Source organism: Colwellia sp. MB3u-4 (assembly GCF_014077065.1).
GTDB lineage: Bacteria > Pseudomonadota > Gammaproteobacteria > Enterobacterales > Alteromonadaceae > Cognaticolwellia.
In genome coordinates, this window is sequence record NZ_JACGVE010000079.1 from 24232 (window position 1) to 49190 (window position 24959).

General features: G+C 39.2%; 22 protein-coding genes, 2 tRNA genes and 1 pseudogene. 8 read left to right on the forward strand and 17 right to left on the reverse strand.

What is annotated here, in order from left to right:
- Positions 1-89: 89 nt before the first annotated feature.
- The gene (locus H4J61_RS09655; RefSeq protein ID WP_182184907.1) at positions 90-1049 is read right to left on the reverse strand and encodes a calcium/sodium antiporter; all 960 of its coding nucleotides are present in this window, start codon (positions 1047-1049) and stop codon (positions 90-92) included.
- Between the two features lie 132 nt (positions 1050-1181).
- Here H4J61_RS09655 and H4J61_RS17930 point away from each other — a divergent pair.
- Positions 1182-1375: pseudogene (locus H4J61_RS17930) on the forward strand (IS110 family transposase); the annotation flags it as partial.
- A 145-nt stretch (positions 1376-1520) separates the two neighbouring features.
- On the opposite strand, the gene H4J61_RS09660 reads toward H4J61_RS17930, so the two are convergent.
- Positions 1521-2030, reverse strand: a complete 510-nt coding sequence (locus tag H4J61_RS09660; protein WP_182185206.1) for a peptide-methionine (S)-S-oxide reductase — start codon at positions 2028-2030, stop codon at positions 1521-1523.
- Positions 2031-2452: 422 nt separating this feature from the next.
- On the opposite strand from H4J61_RS09660, the gene H4J61_RS09665 reads away from it, so the two are divergent.
- Together H4J61_RS09665 and H4J61_RS09670 are read left to right on the forward strand one after the other, a co-directional pair.
- Positions 2453-4348: a TonB-dependent siderophore receptor gene (locus H4J61_RS09665; RefSeq protein WP_182184908.1), complete on the forward strand. Its 1896-nt coding sequence runs from the start codon at positions 2453-2455 to the stop codon at positions 4346-4348.
- 131 nt (positions 4349-4479) lie between these two features.
- Entirely contained in the window at positions 4480-5340 is an 861-nt protein-coding gene (locus H4J61_RS09670) for an EamA family transporter (protein WP_182184909.1), read from the forward strand.
- Between the two features lie 407 nt (positions 5341-5747).
- Here the strand turns inward: H4J61_RS09670 and H4J61_RS09675 are convergent, their stop codons facing one another.
- The 7 genes from H4J61_RS09675 to mutY all read right to left on the reverse strand — a co-directional run bounded on the left by H4J61_RS09675 (position 5748) and on the right by mutY (position 12790).
- Entirely contained in the window at positions 5748-7274 is a 1527-nt protein-coding gene (locus H4J61_RS09675) for a carbon-nitrogen hydrolase family protein (protein WP_182184910.1), read from the reverse strand.
- Positions 7275-7871: 597 nt separating this feature from the next.
- Positions 7872-9158, reverse strand: a complete 1287-nt coding sequence (locus H4J61_RS09680; protein WP_182184911.1) for a serine hydrolase — start codon at positions 9156-9158, stop codon at positions 7872-7874.
- A 79-nt stretch (positions 9159-9237) separates the two neighbouring features.
- Complete coding sequence (locus H4J61_RS09685; RefSeq protein ID WP_182184912.1) at positions 9238-10296, reverse strand: AraC family transcriptional regulator; 1059 nt, start codon at positions 10294-10296, stop codon at positions 9238-9240.
- 340 nt (positions 10297-10636) lie between these two features.
- Positions 10637-10712 (reverse strand) — tRNA-Thr (locus H4J61_RS09690).
- A gap of 114 nt (positions 10713-10826) precedes the next feature.
- Positions 10827-10902: transfer RNA gene (locus H4J61_RS09695), tRNA-Phe, on the reverse strand.
- A 486-nt stretch (positions 10903-11388) separates the two neighbouring features.
- Positions 11389-11661 (reverse strand): oxidative damage protection protein, encoded by a 273-nt coding sequence (locus H4J61_RS09700; protein ID WP_182184913.1) that lies wholly within the window; start codon positions 11659-11661, stop codon positions 11389-11391.
- A gap of 46 nt (positions 11662-11707) precedes the next feature.
- Positions 11708-12790 (reverse strand): A/G-specific adenine glycosylase, encoded by a 1083-nt coding sequence (gene mutY, locus H4J61_RS09705; RefSeq protein ID WP_182184914.1) that lies wholly within the window; start codon positions 12788-12790, stop codon positions 11708-11710.
- Between the two features lie 297 nt (positions 12791-13087).
- Between mutY and H4J61_RS09710 the strand changes: the two genes are divergently transcribed.
- Both H4J61_RS09710 and trmB read left to right on the forward strand, forming a co-directional pair.
- Positions 13088-13426 (forward strand): YggL family protein, encoded by a 339-nt coding sequence (locus tag H4J61_RS09710; protein ID WP_182136560.1) that lies wholly within the window; start codon positions 13088-13090, stop codon positions 13424-13426.
- Positions 13427-13583: 157 nt separating this feature from the next.
- Positions 13584-14309, forward strand: a complete 726-nt coding sequence (gene trmB / locus H4J61_RS09715) for a tRNA (guanosine(46)-N7)-methyltransferase TrmB (RefSeq protein ID WP_182184915.1) — start codon at positions 13584-13586, stop codon at positions 14307-14309.
- Positions 14310-15122: 813 nt separating this feature from the next.
- Here the strand turns inward: trmB and H4J61_RS09720 are convergent.
- Both H4J61_RS09720 and H4J61_RS09725 read right to left on the reverse strand, forming a co-directional pair.
- The gene (locus H4J61_RS09720) at positions 15123-15467 is read right to left on the reverse strand and encodes a hypothetical protein (RefSeq protein ID WP_182136558.1); all 345 of its coding nucleotides are present in this window, start codon (positions 15465-15467) and stop codon (positions 15123-15125) included.
- A gap of 268 nt (positions 15468-15735) precedes the next feature.
- A complete protein-coding gene (locus tag H4J61_RS09725) occupies positions 15736-15891 on the reverse strand; it encodes a hypothetical protein (RefSeq protein WP_182184916.1) in 156 nt (51 codons plus the stop codon).
- 101 nt (positions 15892-15992) lie between these two features.
- Between H4J61_RS09725 and H4J61_RS09730 the strand changes: the two genes are divergently transcribed.
- Positions 15993-16649 carry a GNAT family N-acetyltransferase gene (locus H4J61_RS09730; protein WP_182184917.1) on the forward strand — a complete coding sequence of 219 codons (657 nt, stop codon included), beginning with the start codon at positions 15993-15995 and terminating at the stop codon, positions 16647-16649.
- 14 nt (positions 16650-16663) lie between these two features.
- On the opposite strand, the gene H4J61_RS09735 is transcribed toward H4J61_RS09730, so the two are convergent.
- From H4J61_RS09735 to H4J61_RS09760, 6 genes are all read right to left on the reverse strand, one after another.
- The gene (locus H4J61_RS09735) at positions 16664-17140 is read right to left on the reverse strand and encodes a methylated-DNA--[protein]-cysteine S-methyltransferase (RefSeq protein ID WP_182184918.1); all 477 of its coding nucleotides are present in this window, start codon (positions 17138-17140) and stop codon (positions 16664-16666) included.
- A gap of 423 nt (positions 17141-17563) precedes the next feature.
- Positions 17564-17965, reverse strand: coding sequence for a CBS domain-containing protein (locus H4J61_RS09740; RefSeq protein WP_182184919.1), 402 nt, complete (start codon positions 17963-17965; stop codon positions 17564-17566).
- Positions 17962-18312, reverse strand: a complete 351-nt coding sequence (locus H4J61_RS09745) for a P-II family nitrogen regulator (protein WP_182136553.1) — start codon at positions 18310-18312, stop codon at positions 17962-17964. Before H4J61_RS09745 ends, H4J61_RS09740 begins: the two co-directional genes overlap by 4 nt.
- Positions 18312-19082 carry a DUF1538 domain-containing protein gene (locus H4J61_RS09750; RefSeq protein WP_182136552.1) on the reverse strand — a complete coding sequence of 257 codons (771 nt, stop codon included), beginning with the start codon at positions 19080-19082 and terminating at the stop codon, positions 18312-18314. Before H4J61_RS09750 ends, H4J61_RS09745 begins: the two co-directional genes overlap by 1 nt.
- A gap of 42 nt (positions 19083-19124) precedes the next feature.
- Positions 19125-19862 carry a DUF1538 domain-containing protein gene (locus tag H4J61_RS09755; RefSeq protein ID WP_182136551.1) on the reverse strand — a complete coding sequence of 246 codons (738 nt, stop codon included), beginning with the start codon at positions 19860-19862 and terminating at the stop codon, positions 19125-19127.
- Between the two features lie 520 nt (positions 19863-20382).
- On the reverse strand, positions 20383-22113 hold the full coding sequence (locus H4J61_RS09760; protein ID WP_182184920.1) for a Na+/H+ antiporter NhaC family protein: 1731 nt from the start codon (positions 22111-22113) through the stop codon (positions 20383-20385).
- A gap of 324 nt (positions 22114-22437) precedes the next feature.
- Between H4J61_RS09760 and H4J61_RS09765 the strand changes: the two genes are divergently transcribed.
- The gene (locus H4J61_RS09765; protein ID WP_182136549.1) at positions 22438-23109 is read left to right on the forward strand and encodes a GntR family transcriptional regulator; all 672 of its coding nucleotides are present in this window, start codon (positions 22438-22440) and stop codon (positions 23107-23109) included.
- A gap of 288 nt (positions 23110-23397) precedes the next feature.
- Positions 23398-24954 carry a SulP family inorganic anion transporter gene (locus H4J61_RS09770; RefSeq protein WP_182136548.1) on the forward strand — a complete coding sequence of 519 codons (1557 nt, stop codon included), beginning with the start codon at positions 23398-23400 and terminating at the stop codon, positions 24952-24954.
- The last annotated feature ends 5 nt before the right edge of the window (positions 24955-24959 follow it).

Here is a 24959-nt window from a genome sequence, read left to right on the forward strand (position 1 = left end):
TATGCAATTCAGCTCAAACGTATATTCACATTAGATTTTGTATCGATAACGCTTGGTTAACTTGTTTGTCTGAATACAGTCACCTACCATTAACCACCGAACGCAGTAAAACTTAGGCTGACATAAACTCCGTAGGTAGCCAAGAGTATTCCACCTTCCAATCGACTTAGACGACGCCCTGTATACAAAAAAAGAAATAGTAATACTGATGATGCAAGCATGACCCATTGGTCGAATTGCAAAATTCTTACGTGAACTGGAAGCGGTTGAAGTAAAGCAGAAACGCCTAAAATCCCAAACAAATTAAATATATTGCTACCAAGTATGTTTCCAATAGCCACATCAGCGTGCCGACGTAGAGCAGCAATCACAGAAATTGAAAGCTCTGGGAGAGAGGTACCTACAGCGACTAATGTCAATCCGATGACAGCCTCAGAAACCCCTAAGCTTTCAGCAATCCCAACAGCCCCAACAAGCAGTACCTGTGATCCTGAAATTAATAGTAGTAGCCCAATTATCACTGCAGTTACAGTCCAACTTACAGACTTTGGTAACGTGTTAACTTCTTCAGCTTCGGCTTTGTTTAGTTCCGCTGCGGGCGCATCAATGCGCTCACTCCAATAAGCCCATACCAAGTAAGCAACTAAGGCAATCAATAAGATCACGCCATCCGCGCGGCCCAGTGCGCTACCGCCTACTAAAACCAAAAATAATATACTAGCTGCTACTACAGTGACAGCATCTCGGCGCAATGCCATAGGCTTGATAGTCAACGGCTCGATCAGAGCACATATTCCAAGGATTAGCAGAACATTGCCGATATTGCTACCCACTACGTTTCCAATAGCAATATCCGGTTGTTGATTTAACGCAGCATTTACAGAAACCACCAATTCTGGCGCTGATGTGCCGAAACCTACGATAACTAGACCGCTTAGTAATGGCGATACATCTAGACGCTGAGAGGCAGCTAACGAACCACGGATCAACGCTTCGCCACCAATGGTAAGTAAGCCCACTCCGAGCAATAAAAACAATAAATTCATCATGATTCGTCGTTTCCTGGTTTAGAGTTTAATAAGCTTGCAGAGAACACTCTCGCTAAACGCTTGGGCCTAACTAATAAGCATCTATGTGCCATATTGAAAGATGTTAAAACATTCAATTAAAGGAGCGTCCATATGTCTTTAATTAAAGCTGTTGGTATCGATTTAGCCAAACTTGTTTTTAGAAATCACGGTATTGATGAACACATGACAAGTGTAGATCACGAAAAACTGTCAAACGAAACAAACTATTAGCTGAAATAACGAAATTACCACCTTGCATCATTGATATGGAAGCATGCTCCGGTGCTCATTACTGGGCTAGTGACGATTTTAACTTTGTTACTAGCGCAGGCTAAACCTGATGAACCTTGAAATAAATGCCCATCATTTTTTAGCTTTATACATGATGTTTTTAAATTAAGGTAGCACTTTGTCTGAATAGCTAAATATTGGCATAAGGTTGTTTTAACACTACTTGTATTTATGTAATATCTGCTTAGGAATATGACAATAATCATCGGGAAAGCGAGTTAATCTTTCTTGGTGTTCTTCATCGCTTTTCACATAATTAAGCAGCGGTAAAACTTCAACCACCATCTTATCGCCATCGTCGTGGCGGGCAATATACTCGATAGCCGTTTTTAGGTGACTAGTGTGTTGACTGTATATGCCGGTGCGGTATTTTTTGCCAATATCTTCGCCTTGCTTATTGACGCTGTAAGGGTCAATTATTTCAAAAAAGTAACCTATTAGTTCATCAAGATTAACAACGCTTGGGTAGAAAGTTACTTTCACACACTCTGCATAGCCATCATAACGACTTTTGGTGCAATCGGTTAAGCCATTAGCTCGACCTGCTTCTGTGGTAAAAATGCCAGGTAAGTGCTTCATAAATTCTTGCACACCCCAAAGGCAACCGCCGGCGAAATAAACAATTTCTTGTGTCCTGTTAGCCTGCTTAATATGTTGTTGTGGTTTTATCACTTGTTGGCCTTTATAAGAGGTGAATTAAGTTTTATGCGTTATGTTATTGATTATGGCAATAGCGAGTAAATTTTTACTGCTCTGTTTTTTACTAATATATTTATACTGCGCTGTTTGTTCTAAGTGTGTTTGTTATATACCCAGTTGTAAACCGTTATCAGTTGAGCATGGTTACCATGTGTAATATTTTACCCGCTAAGATATAATACTGATTCACGTAACGATTACTACCTTTCAAATAAACCTCAACTTTATCTTACGATATTTTCGTTTGGTTGTTCCCATATGTTTAATCCTATTGTTAGCACAAAGATGAGCAATAGCTCTTTCTGCTACTGGGTTATATAGTTGGGTGAGTTAGGGAATACATAAAATCGTTTTTACTTAAAGATCAAGCAGTGTAAATAGAGAAGATTAACATGATTCGAGTTGTACCAATTGCTTTGCCCGTTTTATTATTTAGCCTATCAAGCTTTTCATCGGCAGCCGAGGATACTCATGATGTAAGTAATGATTTAACTCATGATGTAAGTAAAAAAGTCAGTAATAATATTGAGCGAATTACGATTGAGGCTTCAACCACGGCTAATACTAAACCTGTGGGCACCTTTGGTTCGCCAGTTTCAAACCTAGAATATGATCCGCGCGTTGACCTACAGTCGCGCAATATGGCAGAAGCTCAAGCTGATGTAACTATTCGTGGTGGTATTTTCGAAAATACTGGTTTTAGGGTCGGCAGCGCGACCTTACTTGATCCGCAAACCGGACATTATTTTGCCGAAATTCCTATTGCTCAGGAAATGTTATCTAACGCTAATATACTGACCGGTGCAGACAATGCTCTACTCGGTGTTAACAGCTCGGTAGGCACGGTTTCGCGCGACTGGACAGCCATAAAAACCGCAGGTAGTGCTTCAATTGGCGCAGGTAATAATAACTTTAATCTACAACGCGTACACAGTGGCATTAGTATGGCATTGGCTGATTATACCGATTGGACTATCGGTGCTGAAGCTGAATATTCTCGCTCTGAAAGTGACGGTACAATAGAGAATGGCGACCACGACTTTCAACGTGCTTCTGGTCGTATTCAGTTAGTTGGGCCATCATCACAAACTGATCTGTTTTTTGGCTCTCAAGAAAAGTTTTTTGGCTGGCCAAATATGTACACGCCATTTAATGTCAATGAAACTGAAGATATTAAAACGCGATTATTAATTCTTAATCATCAACAGCAGTATGCACAAGACAGCAGCTTTGAAATTTCCACTTATTTTCGTCGTAACAATGACCATTATGTTTTTTCGCGTGAAAACCCTGATGTATTTCAAGCCTTTCATGAAACTGAGGTTAAATCGATAGCCGTTTCTGGTCGTCATGCACAAACAGCATCATTTGCACTGAATTACTCAAGCCAGTTTATAGCAGACAAAATTGAATCAACTACGCTTGAAAATAACTTTACCTCTCGCCATTATTACAAACTCAGTGTTTTGCCTGAATATCGAATGGATCTACAAGAGGATCAACAGTTAACTGTTCGTCTTGGTGCTGCTTTTGACGACACTAACCGTGACGATTCACAAGTGTCACTAATTGGTGATATAACCTGGAATATCATCAATGCTGATGACAGTTCACAAACACTTTATTTCTCTTATGCAGAAGCGAGTCAAGTGGCAGGTTATACCGCTATAGGTGGGAGTAATACCGGTGGATTATTTAGAAGTAACTATGATCTTGAGCGAGAAACCACTAAAAACATTGAATTAGGTTTGGCATTAGATCGAGAAACTTGGCGTCTTGATGCGGCTGTTTTTTATCGACAAGATGATGATTTAACCGACTGGACTTATAGCTTGAGTTCAAGCTCTGCTCGTTCGGCAAATCCGGTCGATATCGATACACTAGGTCTAGAGCTACTGGCAGTAAAGCGTTTTGAGCATGCAGAAATTATCACTAGTTATACCTTCTTTGATAAGTCTGAAAATTATGGTGCTGCGGATATCGATGCTAGCTTTTATGCCTTGAACTACCCAGATCACCGCGTAACCTTAGGGCTTATTTGGCACCCAACTGACATAGTTGAAGTTCGTGTTGATAACGAGTGGCGCAAACAAGAAGAAAATATCCTTAGAAACGGTGATGACGACGCTTTATTTACCCACCTTACGGTAAAGATTTCTCCTACGCAGTTTGACGGTTTAGATATTGTGCTTGCAGCAGATAATCTTTGGGATGAATCTTTTGAAGAAGTACCAGGTACGCCTGGACGCGGAGAGCAATACACTATTAGTGCTACCTACCACTGGTAACATGGTTAAAAGTACTTGCATCGGCCCCAGCTTATTGGCTGGGGTCAAATCATTACTCAGTAGCATTTGAACAATAGTTAACTATTAGAAAAGCTATTGAATAAACTAACCTTAATTATTAGAGACCTTGAATGATTTATCTCGTGATACCTACGCTGATTTGGGCTTTTTCTTTTGGTCTTATAGGCAACACGCTCAAAGGTCTTGACCCACTTCAAATAGCAGATACCCGACTATTATTTGCGCTGATTGCTTTTCTGCCCTTTATAAAACTAGCGAACACCAACCGGCATGAAAAGTGGCAACTGATATTGCTTGGCGCACTGCAATACGGTGTTATGTATACCTGTTATCTTTCCGCTTTTCGTTATATACCATCTCATTTAGTGGCGCTATTTAGCGTGTTTACGCCACTTTATATCGTTATTATCAACGATCTTCGACAGCGTTGTTTTACACCTTGGTATTTAGTGGCGACACTACTGTCTGTTTTTGGCGCCGCGGTTATAAAAATGGACGATATAGACTCAAGCGAAATTTGGTTAGGGTTTTGCCTGATGCAAATAGCCAATATGGCTTTTGCTTTTGGCCAAGTTTATTATCGCGACTGGAAACAAGACAGACCAGATATTAGTGACAGCTCTGTATTTGGATTTTTATACCTAGGTGCGGCGATTTTTACTAGCATAGCTACCCTGTTAATTTCTTCGCAGCCTCCCATTCCTTTAGACGCGACACCAACGCAGTGGTTGGTTTTAGTTTATATGGGCTTCATTGCTTCAGGGCTTGGTTTCTTCTTTTGGAATAAAGGCGCAACCCAAACCAGTGTCGGGGTATTAGCCACGTTTAACAATGCGGTTGTGCCACTGGCTATGTTTGCCTCCTTATTTATTTTTGGTGAAGCCAAGGGCGGATCACCAGAAGAACTGCTCAGGCTTGCCATAGGATCACTGTTAATTGTGGCGGCACTCTTGATCGCAAAACGAAAATAAATTCTAAATTCTAGGTGCTAGGTGCTAGGTGCTAGGTGTTTGTGGGATATTTATCGCTAAGCTGCTTGAATATCCCTGCATCCCTCTATTATTGGGGGTAATTGATATGAGTCGTGCGAAAATAAGCATGAAATTAAGCATGAAATTAAGCCGACACTCACTGATAAAAACAGCTAGGTTGTTAACGCAAATTTAGGGTAAGTGTCAGAGTAAACTTTCAACTTTCAACTTTCAACTATCGACCATCTAAGCATCAGACCAAATCCGGCTATTTTGTCGAAAACTTTCCCCACAAAATAGTCGCTATATTTCAAATCAGCACCTGAAGCGTTAGATTCGATTTCAGGTGCTTTGAACCGACAGATTTTCAAGTAGCTAATGTATGCTATCGATAACCAACTGACCAACTAAGCTTTGTCATGCTCGGTAATGCTATACAAATCATGACGTCTATCTCGCATAGTATGTACAGAGCCATGGCTATGTAACTGCTTTAATAAATCTATATTTACGTCTACGATAACGGTCATTTCTGAATTGGGTGTTGCTTCCGCTTTAATACCTGTAGTGGGGAAAGCAAAGTCAGACGGCGTAAAGACGGCAGATTGCGCATATTGAATATCCATATTATTCACTTTGGGCAAATTACCTACTGCGCCAGCAATGGCGACATAGCACTCATTTTCAATCGCTCTTGCCATCGCACAGTGACGTACTCGTGTGTAACCATTTTGGGTGTCGGTTAAGAAGGGCACAAACAAAATATTCATCCCTTGATCGGCCAGTATTCTCGAGTACTCTGGAAATTCGACATCATAACAAATCATGATACCAATTTTGCCACAGTCAGTATCAAACACCTTGAGGTTTTTACCACCCACCATAGACCAGCTACGCACTTCTGCTGGCGTTAAATGAATTTTATCGTAACGTTCCCATGAGCCATCACGACGACACAAAAAACCCGAGTTATAAAGATTGCCATCAACAAAAAACGGCATACTACCGGTAATAATATTAATATTATAACTAATGGCAAATTCAATAAATTTATCGCGAATTTTTTCAGTATATTCTGCTAACCGGCGAATACTTTCAGTTAAACGTAAGTGATTAAATTCGGCCATCAAAGGCGCATTAAATAACTCAGGAAACAAGACAAAGTCACTTTTGTAATCTGAGACCGCATCGACATAAAATTCCATTTGTTCAAATAAATCATCAATGCTTTTCATGGAACGCATTTGCCATTGCACTAAACCTAAACGCACTTCTGAGCGTGGGGCATTGATCAGTTTTACCGATTTAGTATAAAAAATATTTGGCCATTCAAGTAACGTGGCATATTCCATTGATTCCTTATCACCCGATAAGTAACCGGTGAGTAACTTGCGGACATAAAAATCATTGGCAAGCTGAAAACTTAATACCGGATCATATAATTCTTTAATTTTAACTTTTTCAATGTACTGCTTTGCACTCATTTTGTCAGCATGCTGTGCATAGTTAGGCATACGTCCACCCGCTACAATGGCGCGTAAATTCAAGTTTTCGCAAAGTTCTTTACGGGCATCGTACAAACGTCTAGCCAAACGTAAACCACGATAATTAGGATGGATAAAAACCTCAATACCATACAAAGAATCACCTTTGGGATCATGATTATCAAAGGTCATGTCGCTCGTGATTTCAGCATAAGTATGTTCATCACCAAAATCAGCATATTCGATTATTAATGAAAAGGCACAACCGACTACAACGCCATCAACCACCACACAGATTTGCCCCTCTGGAAATTTAGTTAATAAAGCTTTTACCGTAGATTCATTCCACGTGGCTAATTCTTTATTAAGGTAAACTGATTCACTCGCTTGTCGAAGCTCTGTCATATCTTGTAAAGTTAAATGACGGACGGTAACGCTATTTGCTTCCATTTATATTCCTAATCGATATTGGTCATAATCATTCCTTTCTCTCATCGTAGAGTGCAAAAAGACGATTATTGTGATTTGTATACCAAAAAATCAACTTATACAAGCATATTAAAAAAATGTAGCACAACGCCCCCTGCGGTACGTAGAGTAATAGTCGTGTCATTTTTGAAGTGGTGGTTCAGAGTTGTGGGTCGAACGGTTAAATCGGCTTAGAGACTGATTCATCAATAGGTGTCAGCTCTTGATTTTAAAATAACTCAATAACTTAATAATAAACGACAAATAGCAGAAGAAAAAAAACCTTAACATTACTGTTAAGGTTTCGTTTCTTCTCCTAAGAGAATGAATGGTGCCGACTGCTTGGAGTCGAATTGGCGACCTACTGATTCCAAGGTAACGGCTTGAGAAGAGTTCTCTACTGTTAATATAGCTCTAGTGTATAGAATGACGTGCCTTTATAAAATAATAGCCCTAGACGCTTAAAGTAGGATCTTGTACTAATGATGTAAAAAGGTTGTTTTAGTTCATTTAAGACCGATTGAAATCATAAATCAGTTTTCCAAAATATCTATAGTTTAGGGGAATGCTAAATTATGTTTATTGTGAAATGGGTATTCTTTGCTCCATTGCAATTTTTGCCAATAAAAAAGGTTTTAAAACTTGCATCGATACTTTGCCAAAATCCCAGAAAACTTTAGTATTTGAATTAATGTTAATCGCAACCGATATATTATGCTCAGGTAAAACCATCAACCAGCTTTGAGCGCCTCTTGAAACACCACCATGGTTAGCAAAGGTTATTTCTCCAACTTCTGGGTCAATATTTCTTGTCAAAACTCGCCAACCTAGTGAATAGCCATCGGGGGTTTCGCTTCCGTCTGGTAATTTTTGCGGCGTCCAAAAAATACCACGTGTTTTTGCTGAGATAAATTCATCATCCAGGAAAGCGTTCCCCATTTTAACAAGATCTGAAGAAGTGGATATAAAGCCACCACCAGCTAACCTATGGCTAAGATCAACATCGCGCCATAGCCTGACTTGGTCCGAAAATCCGTTATTATTCCAATAAAACTTGGCTAAATTTTTAGAATCTTCTCCTTGAAACTCAGCCAAGGTCGCGTTCATTTTAAGCGGGTCAAAGACTTGTTTTTTCATAATTTCAAGATAAGGCATATTCGCGGCATTCTCCATAACAGCACTAAGTAAAACTGTGCCAAGTGTTGAATAGGAAAATTGTGTTCCGGGCTCAAATAAAAGTTCGCTACTATCAAATATCGAAAGTGAATCTTCAACATCTTCATAGCGGGTAGATAACGTTAACGTTTTGTATAATCCTACATAATCAGTATTTTGTTTATAGTGTGGCAGGCCTGCCATATGTGAAGCAAGTTGACGGCTAGTGATGTCTTTCCAAGCATCATTAGGCAAATCTTTCATATAGTTAGAAATATTCTTATCAAGATCAATCATCTTCATATCATACATTCTTGCAAGTGCCGTTCCTGTTAATGCCTTTGCGGTACTGCCAATTCTAAACTGGGTATTCGTAGTAACCGGCGTTTTATTTTCTATATCTGACCAACCAGACGCACCTGCCCAAACTAATTTACCGTCAATAGATACGGCAGCTGAAATTGCTGGCGCATTAATCGCGACTTTATGTGTTGTTATTAAATCTAATGCTTTATTTGCTGCTTCTGTGTAGTTCTCTTGATAGAGTATTTGGTCGGTTGGGCTAGTTTTCGGTATTTCATCAAATTGATAAAATGGAAGAAAACTCACCTTGTTTTTGTGGGCCATACTCTCATAAATTGGCCAAATTAATATGAACAGAGTTGCGAATAAGCCGATACTAATAATTTTAACTTTTGTGAACTTTAACATGTAAATTACTCTTTGAAGTTGATATGTAAATGCTAAACAATTCGGTCCATTAAAACTTATCAATACTAAAAAACACTGATCATTTTTGAAATTTATTGCGATATTCTTTAGGTGTCATGCCTTTTTGAGCTTTGAATGTACGATTAAAGGTGGCAATTGACCCATAACCTAACTCTAAAGCTATTGTCAAAATAGGTTTACGAATGAAGGTTATATCTTCAAATTGTACACATGCCGCGGGAATTCGGTAGCTGCTTAGAAAGTCTGAAAAATTTCTAAAGCCTAAATGTTTATTAATTAATTCACGTAATTGATGTTCTGGCATTTTAAGTTTGTTTGCCAACTGCTTAATTGATAATTGAGTTTCCGTATAAAATCCATCTTGCATTAATTGATTAAGTTGTTGATAAAAATTTTTAAAAACTAGCGGGATAGAAGGGGGATAATTATCATTGTCTTTTATTTCTTCAATTGATGCGGTTTTAGTTTTTTCTGTGAATCTATTATTAAAATAGTGCCAACTAAAAAAGGAAGTCGAAACTAAAACGAGTCCTGCGTTTACGATACTAAAAATAGAAGAGTCTCTTATTGCCGCATTACCTAACTCCAATATCAATATCAATATTAAATATATACAAGTGTAAATTATCGTGACTAACCTAGCATTTCGCCTCGCTTGAACTAAATCATCTGGAAACTCTTGTACGGCAACATAAATAATATGGATGATAAAAAAGAGCTGTATTAAATGGTTAACTTGATGAAAGCTGCCACTTCCTTTGATGTAACCAAAAAAGTATATAAACCAAAGTAACATTAATCCAATGCTAACTTTAATCCAAATGGACCATTTCGTTGGTTGAAAATTATCTTTGAAATGTAATAAAACGAGCAACCAAAGTAAATAAGGTGCAACTTCGGTGAAAAATAAAAGTATGCCTCTTAATATGCCGTAATAGTGATCAGGTATGGGGGCTGTCAGCAAAAGATAAGCACATAAACAAATATTAACTGAAACAGCTAATGCAGAAGATAAGTTTTGGTTCTTTGATAATATGTAATGACACAATAAAGAAAGTTGACCTACAGCTAAAAATCTCAGGAAAAGGTCAAAAATATCAGTAAATGATAGGTACATTAATTACTAATCACTTTTAGTTAATGAATAGAAAATAAAACTTTAACATATATATTAGTGTTCTGTGTTGAATAGCATTATTTACGCAATATTTAGTTTTTAGTACTAAACATTCGACCGAGAGAAATATAGTTACTTAGTTAGGGGGGATGTATTGTAGTGTGTGTCGTGGCTATTAGCTTATTAGTATAAACGATGTAAATAACGCACAAAGTACAGAGTAGGCGAGGTAAAGGTGCTAATCGTTACTACTGAGATATTCTCTAGTTTGTTAAATTGCAGACGAAAAAAAACCTTAACATTGCTGTTAAGGTTTCGTTTCTTCTCCGAAGAGAATAAATGGTGCCGACTGCCGGAGTCGAACTGGCGACCTACTGATTACAAGTCAGTTGCTCTACCAACTGAGCTAAGTCGGCACACGAAGAACGTGTGCGATAATTATATTCTATTGAACTAACTATCTTGGCACCGAATCAACATCGGAACTTGTTGATTCTGCATTTAACTTAATAAAAAGCTAAAAGTTTAAGTGGTGCCTCGACCCGGAATCGAACCAGGGACACGAGGATTTTCAATCCTCTGCTCTACCGACTGAGCTATCGAGGCACATTAACAATCATAATGATTGCTCTGTACATAGTCTTCTCGGCTGTGCCTTGAAGACGGGGCGTATTAAACTGTTTTTCGTTTACCCCGTCAACCCTTTTTTTTAAATAAATGTTTGTTTGCCGTTTTTTTCAACGTATTGTGCTTTTATGGAGCAGTTTAGGCTGAATATTGCTATTTCTAACCGGTAATATCGCTATTAATTTGTTTATGCAGTGTCATGGGTAATCAGGATAAATGCTGTTGAGGTGCGATAAAAAAGTTGTTTATCAATATAGACGGGTAAATAGCCTAGAGGACTATTAAGCAGTAAAGCAAAAAATATAAGCAATGAATCAAAAAAATACATTAACAGCGGCTGTAATAATTAACTTTGTGGCGAAAGCCGGCATTAAAAAATTTATTAGTCGGTGTTAAATAAAAAATGGCAGAAAAAAGGGGATATATTTTAACTTATCCCCTTCTTAAGTAATTATTTTTAGATAATTATTTTTTCTCTGGTGTGAAGCCTTCGATTTCAGGCTCTTTACCTTCAAAGAGATAGGCGACCATGGCTGATTCTAAAAATGCGCGGTCATCAGGGTTCATCATATTCATTTTCTTTTCGTTTATCAGCATGGTTTGCTTTTTTTGCCAGTGGCCCCATGCTTCTTTACAAATGTTATCAAAAATACGTTTACCTACTTCGCCCGGATAAAGTTGAAAGCCAAGGCCTTCGGCTTCTTTTTGTAAATTTTGGCAAAAAACGGTACGGCTCATAATAAGGTCTCTTTTTGTCTAAGTGATGAATAAATGTATATATAAATTAAACAGGAAGTTGCTCAAGCTGTTTAATTAATTTTTGTGTCGATGCGGCTAAACCTACTGATGCGACTGTGGCTAAATTGTACCATTGCAATGTGCTATTTTCGCTAATTTCTTTTGCGGGTAACATTTCACAATCTATCACTATGGCTTCTATGTCGAGATGAAAGTGGCTAAAGGTATGGCGAAACTTATCTAAGGCAAATGTTGCTGTTTGCTTTAGGTTTAACTCGGCTAATAAATGCGATAGCTGGTCAAGGTCCGATAACTCTAAGAAGCACCATAAGCCGCCCCAAATTCCTGCTGGAGGGCGTTTTTCCATCAATACTTGTTGAGCAATACGTGGTATCACCATAATAGTGTGTTTTTCTGGTATGGTTTTTTTCGGTTTCTTTTGTGGGTAATTTGCTTGTTCATCGCTAGCTTGAGCTAAACAACTGCTTTTTAGCGGACAAATGTCACACTTGGGTTTAGAGCGTGTGCAAACCATAGCGCCTAAATCCATCATGGCTTGGTTAAACTGCGCCACGCCAAGTTTTGGTGTTAATGCATCGGTAATGGGCCACAAGGTTTTTTCATAAATGGCTTGGCCAGTATGTCCTTGTACTTTATAGCAGCGGGCTAAAACCCGTTTTACATTGCCGTCTAAAATGGCGTGATGTTTGTTTAAGGCTAAGCTTAATACTGCGCCTGCCGTAGAGCGTCCGATACCAGGAAGCGCGATTACCTCGTCAATATTTTCAGGAAAATTTCCTTGGTAGTCGTCACGAATTTTTTTTGCTGTTTTGTGTAAGTTTCGTGCTCGTGCATAGTAGCCAAGCCCGGTCCAGTGATGTAGCACGCTATCTTCATCGGCATTGGCTAGATCAATAATGTTAGGAAAGCTTTCCATGAATCTTAAATAGTATGGGATCACGGTTGCTACTTGCGTTTGCTGCAGCATAATTTCTGAAATCCAAACTCGATAAGGTGTTTTGTCTTGCTGCCACGGCAAGTGTTTTCTGCCTTGCAACTGAAACCATGATAGTACTTGGTCGCTAAATTGTTGCGCAGATTTGGCTGATATAGTAGTTTTATTTGTCATATTGGCGACAGTGTAGCGAATAAAGCTGAAATTTTCATTGCAAAAATTTCTATTGCCTCTATCCTCTCGCAGTTAGTTAATATATACCCGCTCCACTTCAAGCTGTAGATTTCAGCAAATCGAGAAAGGGTTAGCTACCTGGTATGGATTTAAGAGAATAGTGGTTATATTGTCGAAACTCATATCGCCGAAGACTACCCTTTATCGGCTTGCGCGTAAGGAGCTTAGCTCTGAAACTGCACCTTAAAGTGAAACGGCTATCGTGTTTGCTTTAAACCTAACTGTAAGGAATGAAAGATGAAAATAGATGCAAAAAATCGTAGTGATCGTTTACGTAAAAAATTACGTGTTGATGAGTACCAAGAACTAGGTTTTGATATTGCTTGGCAACTAGATGAAGGCGCTGACAATGAAACAGTTGATGCATTTTTAACTAAATTTTTCGATGAAACCATAGATCCAAACGGCTTAGGTTTTGGCGGTGAAGGTGATACTTTGTGGCATGGTTTAATTTGTACTCAAAAACTGGGTAAATGTACAGAAGCACATCGCCAATTAGTAGAAAAGTGGTTAACAGATAATGGCGCAAGCTCAGTGACTGTTGGCCCATTATACGACGTTTGGTGGGCAGAGTAGTCCTTAACAAACGATATTAACCCGAACTAAGGTTAAATAACTTTACGGGCGTACAATTAGATCTTGATAGGCATTATGCGGTGATTGAATTTTAGTCATTAAACAAGGATAATGTGCGCCCCAATTTTGATGACGTAAGTAAATAATAGATAGCATTATGATAGACAGAAGCCATAAAACCGTTGAACAAGCAGAACAAGAAGGCAAGTACATTAGAAAAGTACGTAGCTTTGTTAAGCGCGAAGGCCGCCTTACTAATGGCCAAGCAAAAGCGTTAGAGCAGTTTTGGGATACGATGGGATTGAAACATCAAGACGGATTGATCGATCCTAAAGTTTTGTTTGGTAATGACAACCCTATTGTGCTCGAAATTGGTTTTGGCATGGGTAAATCTTTAGTTGAAATGGCTAAAAATGCCCCTGAGCTTAACTTTATTGGTGTTGAAGTTCACCGTCCAGGTGTTGGCGCTTGTATTGGCTTAGCCCAAGAAGAGGGTGTTAATAACCTAAAAGTTTACGAGCACGATGCTATCGAGGTTTTAGCCGATTGTATTCCTATTGAGTCGTTAACGACCGTACAATTATTTTTCCCTGATCCTTGGCATAAGAAAAAGCATCACAAACGCCGTATTGTGCAAGCCAGTTTTGTTGACGCTATTCGTCAAAAACTGAAAGTTGGTGGTGTGTTTCACATGGCAACTGACTGGGAAAATTACGCACAGTGCATGTTAGAAGATATGACATCATCGCCTGGCTTTAAAAACTTATCAGTGAATAATGATTATGTACCACGTCCAGATTCACGTCCGTTAACTAAGTTTGAAAACCGCGGTCAAGACTTGGGCCATGGTGTTTGGGATCTACAATTTACCAAACTTGATTAATTTTGATGAATTGGTTACTACACTGAGTTAGTGACAACACTGTCAGTGAAAAAAAAGAGCGAATACGCTCTTTTTTTGTGGGTGATCTATAAAGTTCAGTTTGGCTGACGTTTAAGGCTGATGGACTAAAGTCCACCCTACATCGAGCCTAAGGGTGATAATGTAATCTTGGGCAGTTTTGTAGGTCGGACTTTAGTCCGACAACCGCACAGCATACGCATAACGTGATGATACAAAAAGTAAACAGACAGGTGTTTTTTGTATCTGAAAGCTGAAAGCTATTTTCACTGACAACTACTGATAGCTGAATTTTAAAAGCTGACGGACTAAAGTCCTTCCTACATAGGGCCTACGGGTGATAATGTAGATTTAGGCGATTGTTTTGTAGGTCGGACTTTAGTCCGACAACCGCACAGCACACGCATAACGTGATATTCAAAAAGATAAAAAAACAGGTATTTCTTTGTATCTGAAAGCTGATAGCTATTTTCCCTGACAACTACTGATAGCTGCATTTTAAAAGCTGATGGACTAAAGTCCAACCTACATAAGGCTTACGGGTGATAATGTAGATTTAGGCGATTGTTTTGTAGGTCGGACTTTAGTCCGACAACCGCACAGCGCGCACATAAGGTGATGTTCAAAAAGATAAACAGACAGGTGTTTCTTTGTATCTGAAAGCTGATAGCTATTTTCCCTGACAACTACTGATAGCTGAATTTTAAAAGCTGATGGACTAAAGTCCAACCTACAAGTGATTCAAGTTCATAGGCAGGTTAAATATGAACCTAACGTACTACTGAAAGCTATGTTCTAGCGGTGTAGTTTATCTTGTTCAATATGAAATAAATGCTGACTGTTACGCAAATTACCGGTTTCTATTAACCATTGCTGGTTAATAATTTCTCGCATTAATGCCGCTTGTAATACTCTGCCGGCAGAAGCGCTCCAATAACTAATAGTTGCGGCTTGATGGGCTGTGGTATTGGGATGTAGCTCTGAACGTGTTTCGGCCATTTCCTCAATAATATTGGCAATAACTTTTGGTTTTAGCTCTTGTATTATTTGACGTTTAAATTTGGTGAAGTGCTTAGCCCGCCGAAGCTGCCAAATTAGCCAAGCTAAAAATAAAACCGCGATAAGTGCAATTATTTCCAAAACTATACTCTAGTATCTCTGTTAAATATCAGCGACATCATAACAGTAAACTGGCTCACGGTTAAATCTTTAATAGCGCTATTTCTTCCGCTGTTTATTTAGCAAAAAGGCTATAAATTACGTTGACGTTTTTAGCATTTTCAATATGAAAAAATAAAAATAGCAAGCGGTTAAACTTCCTATTTTTATCTACAGTATGTCGGTTATGTTGCGATCACATGGATGTGAAGGAGCCGAGATTTGCTAACCATTAGAGTTTATTCTAATGCTATTGGTGCTCTGTTATACCTTTAATCAAAGCATCAGTTGCCGTGTTTAATTGATTTGCAAGGGTAGATGTTTTATCTTCGGCTTTTACTATTTCACTTAGCGCTTTATCAGCCATAGCTTTAATTAACTCAACATCTTTTTTACTATCAGCCACTTTGGTTTTTTTGAACGTCTGGTCAAGCAAGTTGATGGGCAAAAATCACTTGAGATTATAATGATGATTGCTGGTTTGATTTTAATTAATAAGGAAGCAAAATGAAGGCATTAATTAGCGCAAACATTGCGAACCTGGATAGTTTTTTGTTAACCATGCCTTATCGCATTGAGGGTGACTATGTTTGTCATACCCGTTGGCCTAATAAATATTGGCAAGCTGGCTTTAGTGCTACTGCTGAGCTTACTCCTAATCAGCTAGGTAAAAAAGTATGGCTCAGTATAGATAATATTAAAACCGAGCAGTTTACTCGTTCTCACCTAACCTTGATGAATTTAAAGCTAGATACTATCTTAACTGCTAGTTTATCGCCACGGGTAGCGCTTGAAACTGATTTTACTCGCTGGGCTTTTGCTTGTGGGTTGGGTTTTGATTATGAGATTGATGCTAATGTGATCAAAACACTGGCTGAAAATGTAAATAATACCCTGCTGTCGCTAAAAATTGGCCAAGACATTGCCGTGACTGCCATTCTACATAAAACCGGTGATACCATTGGCTTGCACCAAATGATGACGCTACCTGCTTTTCGTGCTCAAGGTTTAGCTAAGGAGATGATGCAGCACCTGATTGCCTATGCTAAGCAAAGCGGTGCGCACTTTTTCAGCTTACAAGCTTCTCAGGCGGGTTTACCTTTATATGAAAAGTTAGGCTTTGAAGCCGAGATCCCTTTGTATATGTATCGTAAAAAAGACTAAATTGTGAATCTGTATCAAACCCTAAATTGCGCCCCTTCATGCATTAATAATTTTGCCTTTAATGCCAAACCACCGGCATAACCGGTCAATTTGCCGTTGCTACCAATAACACGATGGCAGGGCACGATTAACGCAATGGGATTTGCGCCATTTGCGCTACCGACCGCGCGAACCGCTTTTTCATTATTAATACGCTTGGCAATCCAGCCATAACTTTTGGTTTCGCCACAAGGTATTTGCATTAAGGCTTGCCAAACTTGCTGTTGAAAATTGGTACCAGTAGGCGCTAGCGGTAGATCAAAGTGTTTTCTGTCACCGTCAAAGTATTCAGTTAATTGTTGGATGACTTGCTTAAATTTACTTTTATCTTCAGTCAAACCGGCCAGTGTAATCGGTGACTTTCCAGTTTGAAAAGCCAGTGCGCTTAAGCCATTGTCGTTTGCCGTTAAGGCAATTTCACCTAAGGGTGATTGATAAGTACAGTAATACATTTAAAGCTTCCTCAGTGTTAGTGCTGACATTTAGGGCTAGTATTTAGTGATGATATTGAGTAATGACATTTAGTTATGATATCGAGTGCTTAAATGGTGTCATTAGTTTTGAGTTGCCAGCGACTGCCATAAATATATTGCCGCATAAGCGCGCACTTTCGCATACCTCAACACTTAACATATTTGTCCTATTACTCTGGTTACACTGGTGAGTGATATTTTTTGATAATACGCTAGCTAAGGTAAATCACTGGCGGTAATCGGACAAGGCCTAAAATATAAAGTAGCGATAAACTTGGGGGCTTATGTTAAAAAAAGTTGGTAATAGGACAATTGCTTTAACGTTATTAGTTCACCTTAAAGCAACTCAAGCAACATAAATAGCTCAGGTTTAAGCTGCTTTGAATACCAAAGGCTAGCCCATTAGTCTTCACCTAATAAAGTAAGTACCATGTTGGTATAATTGACTAAGCCTAGTATTTTCTGGTCTTTAATGACAGGGGCGGTATTAATACCAAAATTCTCAAATAGGCGCGCACAATAACGCACGTCCATATCGGGTGAAACTGACAGTAATGGTTTAGCCATAATTTCATATAAATTTACCCGTTCAGGTGACCTATCTTTTGCGATAACTTGCTTCGCAATATCTGACAATAACACTAAGCCATATTCGTCATTCTCATGGCGTTTGTTAATAATTAACGCGGAAACATGATGTTTTTTTGCCAGTTTTATGCCTTCAGCTACTGTGACCATGCCATCGGTAAAGTGATAACTGTCAGTGGTCATCGCGTCTTTTACTTGCACTAATTTAGAGTTCATAGTTCTTCCTCAATTTTACCTTTTAAACGCTCAACTTGGTGGGCAACCCCTACGGCATCTTCAATATCGATTTGTATGGCAATACCTTTACCGGGTTCTTCATCAAAACCTGCGATTTTAGCGATACGTTCTAAAATTTTTCGAGACAAATGCTCTTCAACAACAAATAATAATACATCACGTTGGGACTCTAGTTGCAGGCCAAAAAATGTTCGTTGGCGGTTAATACCTTCTCCACGGGCATGATTAATTATTGTCGCACCCGTAGCACCAGCCATACGAGCTTCTTTCATTACCTTTTCGGTAACCTCATCTTCAATGAATGCAATGATCAATTTAAAGTGCATTACTTATTCTCACTTTCAGTTAGTTTTTTGGTTTGTAGTTGGCTAATTTGTGCATAGGCCATGACCGCAATGATTGGAAATAAGCTGGCAAAGGCAATCAAGCCAAAACCATCTATTAACGGGCTTCTGCCGGGTATGGTACTCGCTAAACCTAAGCCTAAAGCCGCGACTAGTGGCACAGTAACGGTTGATGTAGTGACGCCACCCGAGTCATATGCTAAGGGTACAATCATTTTTGGACAGAAAAATGTTTGAATAACCACCACGATATAACCCGATATAATGTAGTAATGTATGGGGTGTCCAACAACAATGCGATAGCTACCTAAAGCGATACCAATAGCAACACCTATAGCTACCGCAATGCGTAAGCTGTTAGCCCGAATGCCGCCACCAGAGACTTCTTCTGCTTTTAATGCCACGGCAATCAGTGAGGGCTCGGCAATGGTGGTGCTAAAACCTATGGCAGCAGCAAAAATGTATACCCAAGTATAGTCAGTCCAACTGATGACAGCGCCCGCATTAATAAATTCGCTAGCGGTTAATTGCTCAGCCATTATTTTTCCTAGTGGAAACAAGGCTTTTTCTAAGCCTAATAAGAAAAACGCTAAGCCAATTAAGACGTAGAAAAAGCCAAAGCCAACTTGTTTTATGTTGGGAATAGGGCGGCGTATCACCAATAATTGAAAAATAACAATAATCGATAAAATAGGTAATACGTCAATAACGGTTGATTTTAATATGTCGAAGAACTCTATCAGCAAATTCAAGCTAGTGTGCTCCGAGCTGAAGCAATAAATTTATGGCGCTCATTAGCTTAATACCATGCCGTATAACATGACAAAAATCATTGGGGTAAGTGAGGCAAAGGCAATTAAACCAAAACCGTCTATCATAGGGTTTCTGCCTTTAATTGCTGACGCTAAGCCAACACCCAGTGCGGTGACTAAAGGAACGGTAATGGTTGAGGTTGTTACACCGCCTGAGTCATAGGCAATGCCGATGATCCAGGTTGGTGCAAATGACGTCATGATAACCACTAACACATAGCCACCTAAAATAAGGTACTGTATTGGCCAACCACGAAGAATACGTAAAACCCCAATAACAATTGCTAAGCCAACAGCAAAGGCTACGGTATAACGCAAACCATTAGCGTATTCGTTTTGCGCAATGTCTGTTGCGCCAATAATACCGCCACTAGCAGCAACAGTTGCTGCTTCACTGGCAACCGCAATCAGGGCTGGCTCGGCAACTGTGGTGCCAAAGCCTAAACAAAAAGCAAATATTAGTAGCCAAGTTGTACTGCCTTTTTGCGCAAACGCTTTTGCCATAGACTCGCCAATGGGAAATAAGCCCATCTCTAAACCATAAATGAAAAAGGTTAAACCCAATATCACTAAAATCAAACCAACAAAAATATCACTGAGATTTGGCATAGGTTGTTGTAACACGGCAAATTGAAAAAATGCGATAACTAGCACTATGGGCAGTAAGTCTTTACAGCTACCAAAAAGTGCTTTGAGGAAAATTATTAACTGTTGTTTCATATCGCTATAAAAAATGCCAAGGTAAAATTTTATTATACTGAGCGTGATGAAACAAAGTTTGATCCAAAACAAGCTAGCAGCTCATTGTTAATCAACTGAGGTTTAAATCAGCAGCTTTGCACAGCTGAATGGGTATGATATTGATTAAAATGTGATTTTAATAACGAAGAATTTAATAATGAAGAATTTAATGACGAAATTTTTATGGGTACGAAAGTATTGGTATTGGGTATGAAAGTGTTGGTATTAAGACAAGAGTAGCAAGTAATAATAAGTTATTACTTGCTACTAACAAGACTGATATCCACTAAGCAAGCGTTGTTAAATAACATAGCTTATTCGCAGTTCAGCTTAAATCAAAAGTGACCTAGCCGATTCAGCTTTTTTGCTAAGGCAAACTGCGTGACTATTACTTTTAGCAATAGTCAATAAACTGCAGCTATGAGGAATTATCTATGATTCATAACCTATGAATAATGAGCTATGTCATATGACCAATACCTTATCCCTAGAAGATTGATCAGGCGAAAAAGTAAGCGGTTAGGGTCCATAGCACTCCTGCTAATGAGGCTGCCAGTGTTGCAGGGACTAATTGAGACTTCACATGGTCCATTAAATCACAGCCCGTGGTCATGGCACTGAGAATAGTGGTATCAGAAATTGGCGAGCATTGATCGCCAAAAACACTGCCATTGAGCACAGAGGCAAAACAGAGCATCATAAATAACTCAGGATCAGCTACCCCTTGGCTTTGACAAATAGCCCAAGCTAATGGCATGGCTAAAGGAAATGCGATGGCATAAGTGCCCCAACTTGTGCCAGTAGAAAAAGCAATAATCATAGTCATCAGTTGCAAAATTACGGGTAAAATCCAAAAAGGCAGTTGTTCGCCAAGTAAAGACACCAAAAATAAGCCACCACCGGTTTCTTTACTGATACTGCCAATAATCACCGCTAACATTAAAATGACCGACGCGAACACTACGCCCTTTAATCCGTTACCAAAACCATCAACCACATGATTTAACGACATCCCTTTTATTAAGGCAATAACTGCAGAAAGTACTAAAGCGGCACCAAAAGCCCAATTAATTTTAGGTGAGCCCAGCATAACAAAACTGCCAATGGCAATTGTTGTTAAGGTGACTAAAGGTAAAATAAACTCAAGCACGTGAGGTTTATAACCGTCAGGTATATCGGTACTTTGTAATTCTTTGGCACTTAAAGGCTTGGCACCAGGAGCATCTAGTTGATGAGTTTTTTCAGCACGTAGCTTTGCTGCTCGTATACGTTTACCAGAAAAAGTGGTGATATTAAGACTTAAAAGCAAAGTCCCGGTAACCGCAAACATACTGTAGAAGCTAAAGGGAATGCTTTGAAAGAAAAAACTGATCCGGTCTGCTTCAGTGGCTAAGAAAGAAACACCAGGAATAAATATCAAGGCTTGCACATAGGCAGGCCATGCATTGAAGGCTAATATGGAGGCGATTGGTGATGCGGTTGAATCGACAATGTAACTCATTTCTTCGTGACTAACTTTTGCCTGGTCTGCTAGAGGTCTGACGGTAGTGCCAACTAAAACAGTACTCATAGTGCCACCTTGGAAAAATAATATGCCCAAGAACCATGAAACCAGTTTTGCCGACTTTTTTCCTTTAACAAAATGTTTGGTCATAAAATTGGCAAAAGCTTGTGCTGCCCCCGTTTTAGACCAGATACCTAATAAACCACCCAACAGCCATAAATACAGTAATAGCAGTGCCGCAGTGCCTTCTTTAGCAAGATTAGGAATAATAACTTTGTCGGTTAAGTCGTAGCGCCCTAACATAATGGCACCCACGACTACGCCGCCGAGTAATGCCGTTAGTGGCTCACGGGTTAATAAGCACAATGCAATGGTTATAAAGGCGGGTAGGAGTGACCAAACACCAAAGTGAAAGGCGGGTTTGAGTAGTTTTAATTGCTGTTTTTCATCTCGAACCCATTGTTGTTCAAGCGTGGGTGAATTTGCTGAATTACTCAGGTTACTCAGGTTACTTTGGTTAAGTGGCGAACTTTGATAGTCAACAACCTGTTCAATAATAACTTTTTGACCCTTATAAATATAACTCGAAACAGCGTTATTGTTGGTACTGACATCATAAACATAACTTTGTTCTACCCATTGTGGCGCGATAAATTGTTTAATATAAATTGCGGATAAAATGGCAAAAATAAAGGCCACTAAGGCGATGCTATTGTGTTTTGGCATACAGGTACTCTTTTATTTTTATTGTTATTTGGTTGAAATTTTTTTTTACTTACCTTAGCCAAAGGCAATAGCAAGTGATCTCAAGGGTCATAATTTCAAGTTTACGATAACAGAATTTTTAGGCTATAAAAGAAAATTAAGCGCAAAACTAACGCGAGTAATGAATAAAAGCACTCATGCTATTTAGTTTATTGCCAATTTAATGCGCTACAAGCGCGTTTGAAGCAAACAAAAAAAGCATTTAATAGACTAGATATTGCGCTATTATTTTGTGTTTAACCGGCGGAGCCCTATAATAGCGGTAATATTTTTAGGAAGCCCAATATGAGCATTGTATATAAAACTAGAACTCAATTAGTTGTTGAAACACTAAGAGAAAAAATATTAAGTGGCGAGATTAAAGCGGGTCAGCCTTTAAGACAAGCCGCGCTTGCCGCTGAGTTAAATGTGAGTCGAATCCCTGTCAGAGAAGCATTGCTGCAGCTAGAAGGTGAAGGCTTAGTGGATTTTGAACCTCATAAAGGTGCCACCGCAACTGAGCTCAATGCCGATCAAGTAGATGAGCTTTTTGAATTACGAGCCATGTTAGAGGCTGATTTATTAGCTTATTCGCTACCACATATTAGCAATGAAAAGCTGGAAGAGGCGACACAGTTATTGCACAAACTCAATAAGGCCCTAGGTAAAGAAGACGCGGTTAATACTTGGAGTAAGCTCAACTCAGATTATCATCATTGCTTATACTCTGGAGCTGAACGCCCACAAACACAAGCTTTGGTCAGTACCCTGAACAAAAATGCTGACCGTTATATTCGTATGCACTTGCTGTGGGCCGGTGGTATTTCTAAAGCAGAATCTGAACATAATGAAATTTTAGCGCTCTGCAAAGCCCGTGATGTTGAAAAAGCGGTGGCATTATTAAAGCAACATATTCTCGGTTCTCGTGATGAGATCAAAGCTTTTTTAAATGAACGTGAAGCGATAATTAACCGTTAACTATCGCTGTTAAATCCTTACTAAAACAACGACTTTAAGTTTGATATCGACTCGTTAGCTTTGATGTATTTTTGAGCGAATATTGACTTTTCACTGATGTATCTATAGTATACCCGCGCCTTCAAACCCCAAAAAATAGCGATTTTCGTTTAGTTTTCGCTTGAATTGCCTACCATTAAGGTTTTTTGGGGAAACCAAAGTATTTAAATACAAGCTAATTTTAAACACCAAGCTCGATTGTAAAATTACGCTTGTATTTTTGATGTTCTAATCAAAGTAGAGAAAATAATGTTTGAACTACACGCCAGTAAAGTGGCAAATTTAAAAAATGATGTTTTATCAGGCTTAACGGTATCTTTAGCCTTAGTACCTGAAGCCGTAGCATTTGCCTTTGTTGCCGGTGTTGGACCCCTCGTTGGTCTATATGCCGCCTTTATAGTGGGTTTAATCACGGCTATATTCGGTGGTCGTCCAGGAATGATCTCGGGTGCTACCGGTGCAATGGCCGTTGTGATGGTAAGTTTAGTCGCTGTTCATGGTGTCGAATATTTATTTGCCACGGTAGTGTTAACCGGGGTACTGCAAATACTCGCGGGCCTATTTAAGCTCGGCAAGTTTATTCGTTTAGTGCCGCATCCGGTTATGCTTGGCTTTGTTAATGGCTTAGCTATTGTGATTTTTCTGGCTCAATTAGGGCAATTTAAGGTCACTAACGATGCCGGTGTTTTAGCCTGGATGCAAGGCAGCCAATTGCTCGTTATGTTTGGCCTAATCTTGTTAACTATGGCGATTATTCACTTTTTGCCTAAGTTGACTAAAGCCATACCGTCATCACTGGTTGCTATTGTTGTGGTAACACTTTTAGCGCAAAGCCTTGATTTAGATGCTCGTACAGTAGTCGATTTTGTTCGTGATATGACTAATGACCCTGCGGCTTCTATTGCCGGCGGTCTACCACAATTTAGTATTCCAAGCGTGCCATTTAGTTTTGAAACTTTCCAAATAATTTTACCTTTTTCCCTAATTTTAGCGGCTATTGGTTTAATCGAATCATTACTAACGTTAACGCTAATTGATGAATTAACCGGTACGCGTGGCCATGGTAATAAAGAATGTATTGCACAAGGCGCAGCAAATACCGTTACTGGCTTTTTCGGTGGTATGGGTGGTTGTGCGATGATCGGTCAATCGATGATCAACGTTAATTCAGGCGGTCGTGGTCGTATGTCGGGTGTTACAGCGGCACTTGCGCTACTGGGCTTTATCTTATTTGGCTCGAGTTTAATTGAACAAATTCCACTAGCAGCGCTTGTTGGTGTTATGTTTATTGTCGTCATTGGTACTTTTGAATGGTCGAGTATTCGTATTTTAGGCAAAGTGCCAAAAGCCGATGCTTTCATTATTATCTTAGTGTCTGGGGTGACTGTTGCCACTGATTTAGCGATAGCTGTTGTGGTGGGTGTTATTGTTTCTGCCTTGGTATTTGCTTGGGAACACGCTAAGCATGTAGTTGTTAATCGTTCAATAAATGACAATGGCTCAACGGTTTATGACGTTTCTGGGCCGTTATTTTTCGGTTCTGTTTCTGGCTTTTTAGAGCAATTTGACTTACAAGGTGATAGTGACGACGTTATTGTTGATTTTAAAGACTCACGTGTTGCTGACCATTCAGCCATTGAAGCCATTGATACTTTAGCCGATCGTTATATTAGTCACGGTAAGCAAATGCATTTAAGACATTTAAGTAAAGAATGTACGCAACTGTTAACTAAAGCCGGTAGCTTAGTAGAAATCAACGTGATTGAAGATCCTGAGTACTATATTGCGACTGACAAACTGGGTTAAATGAG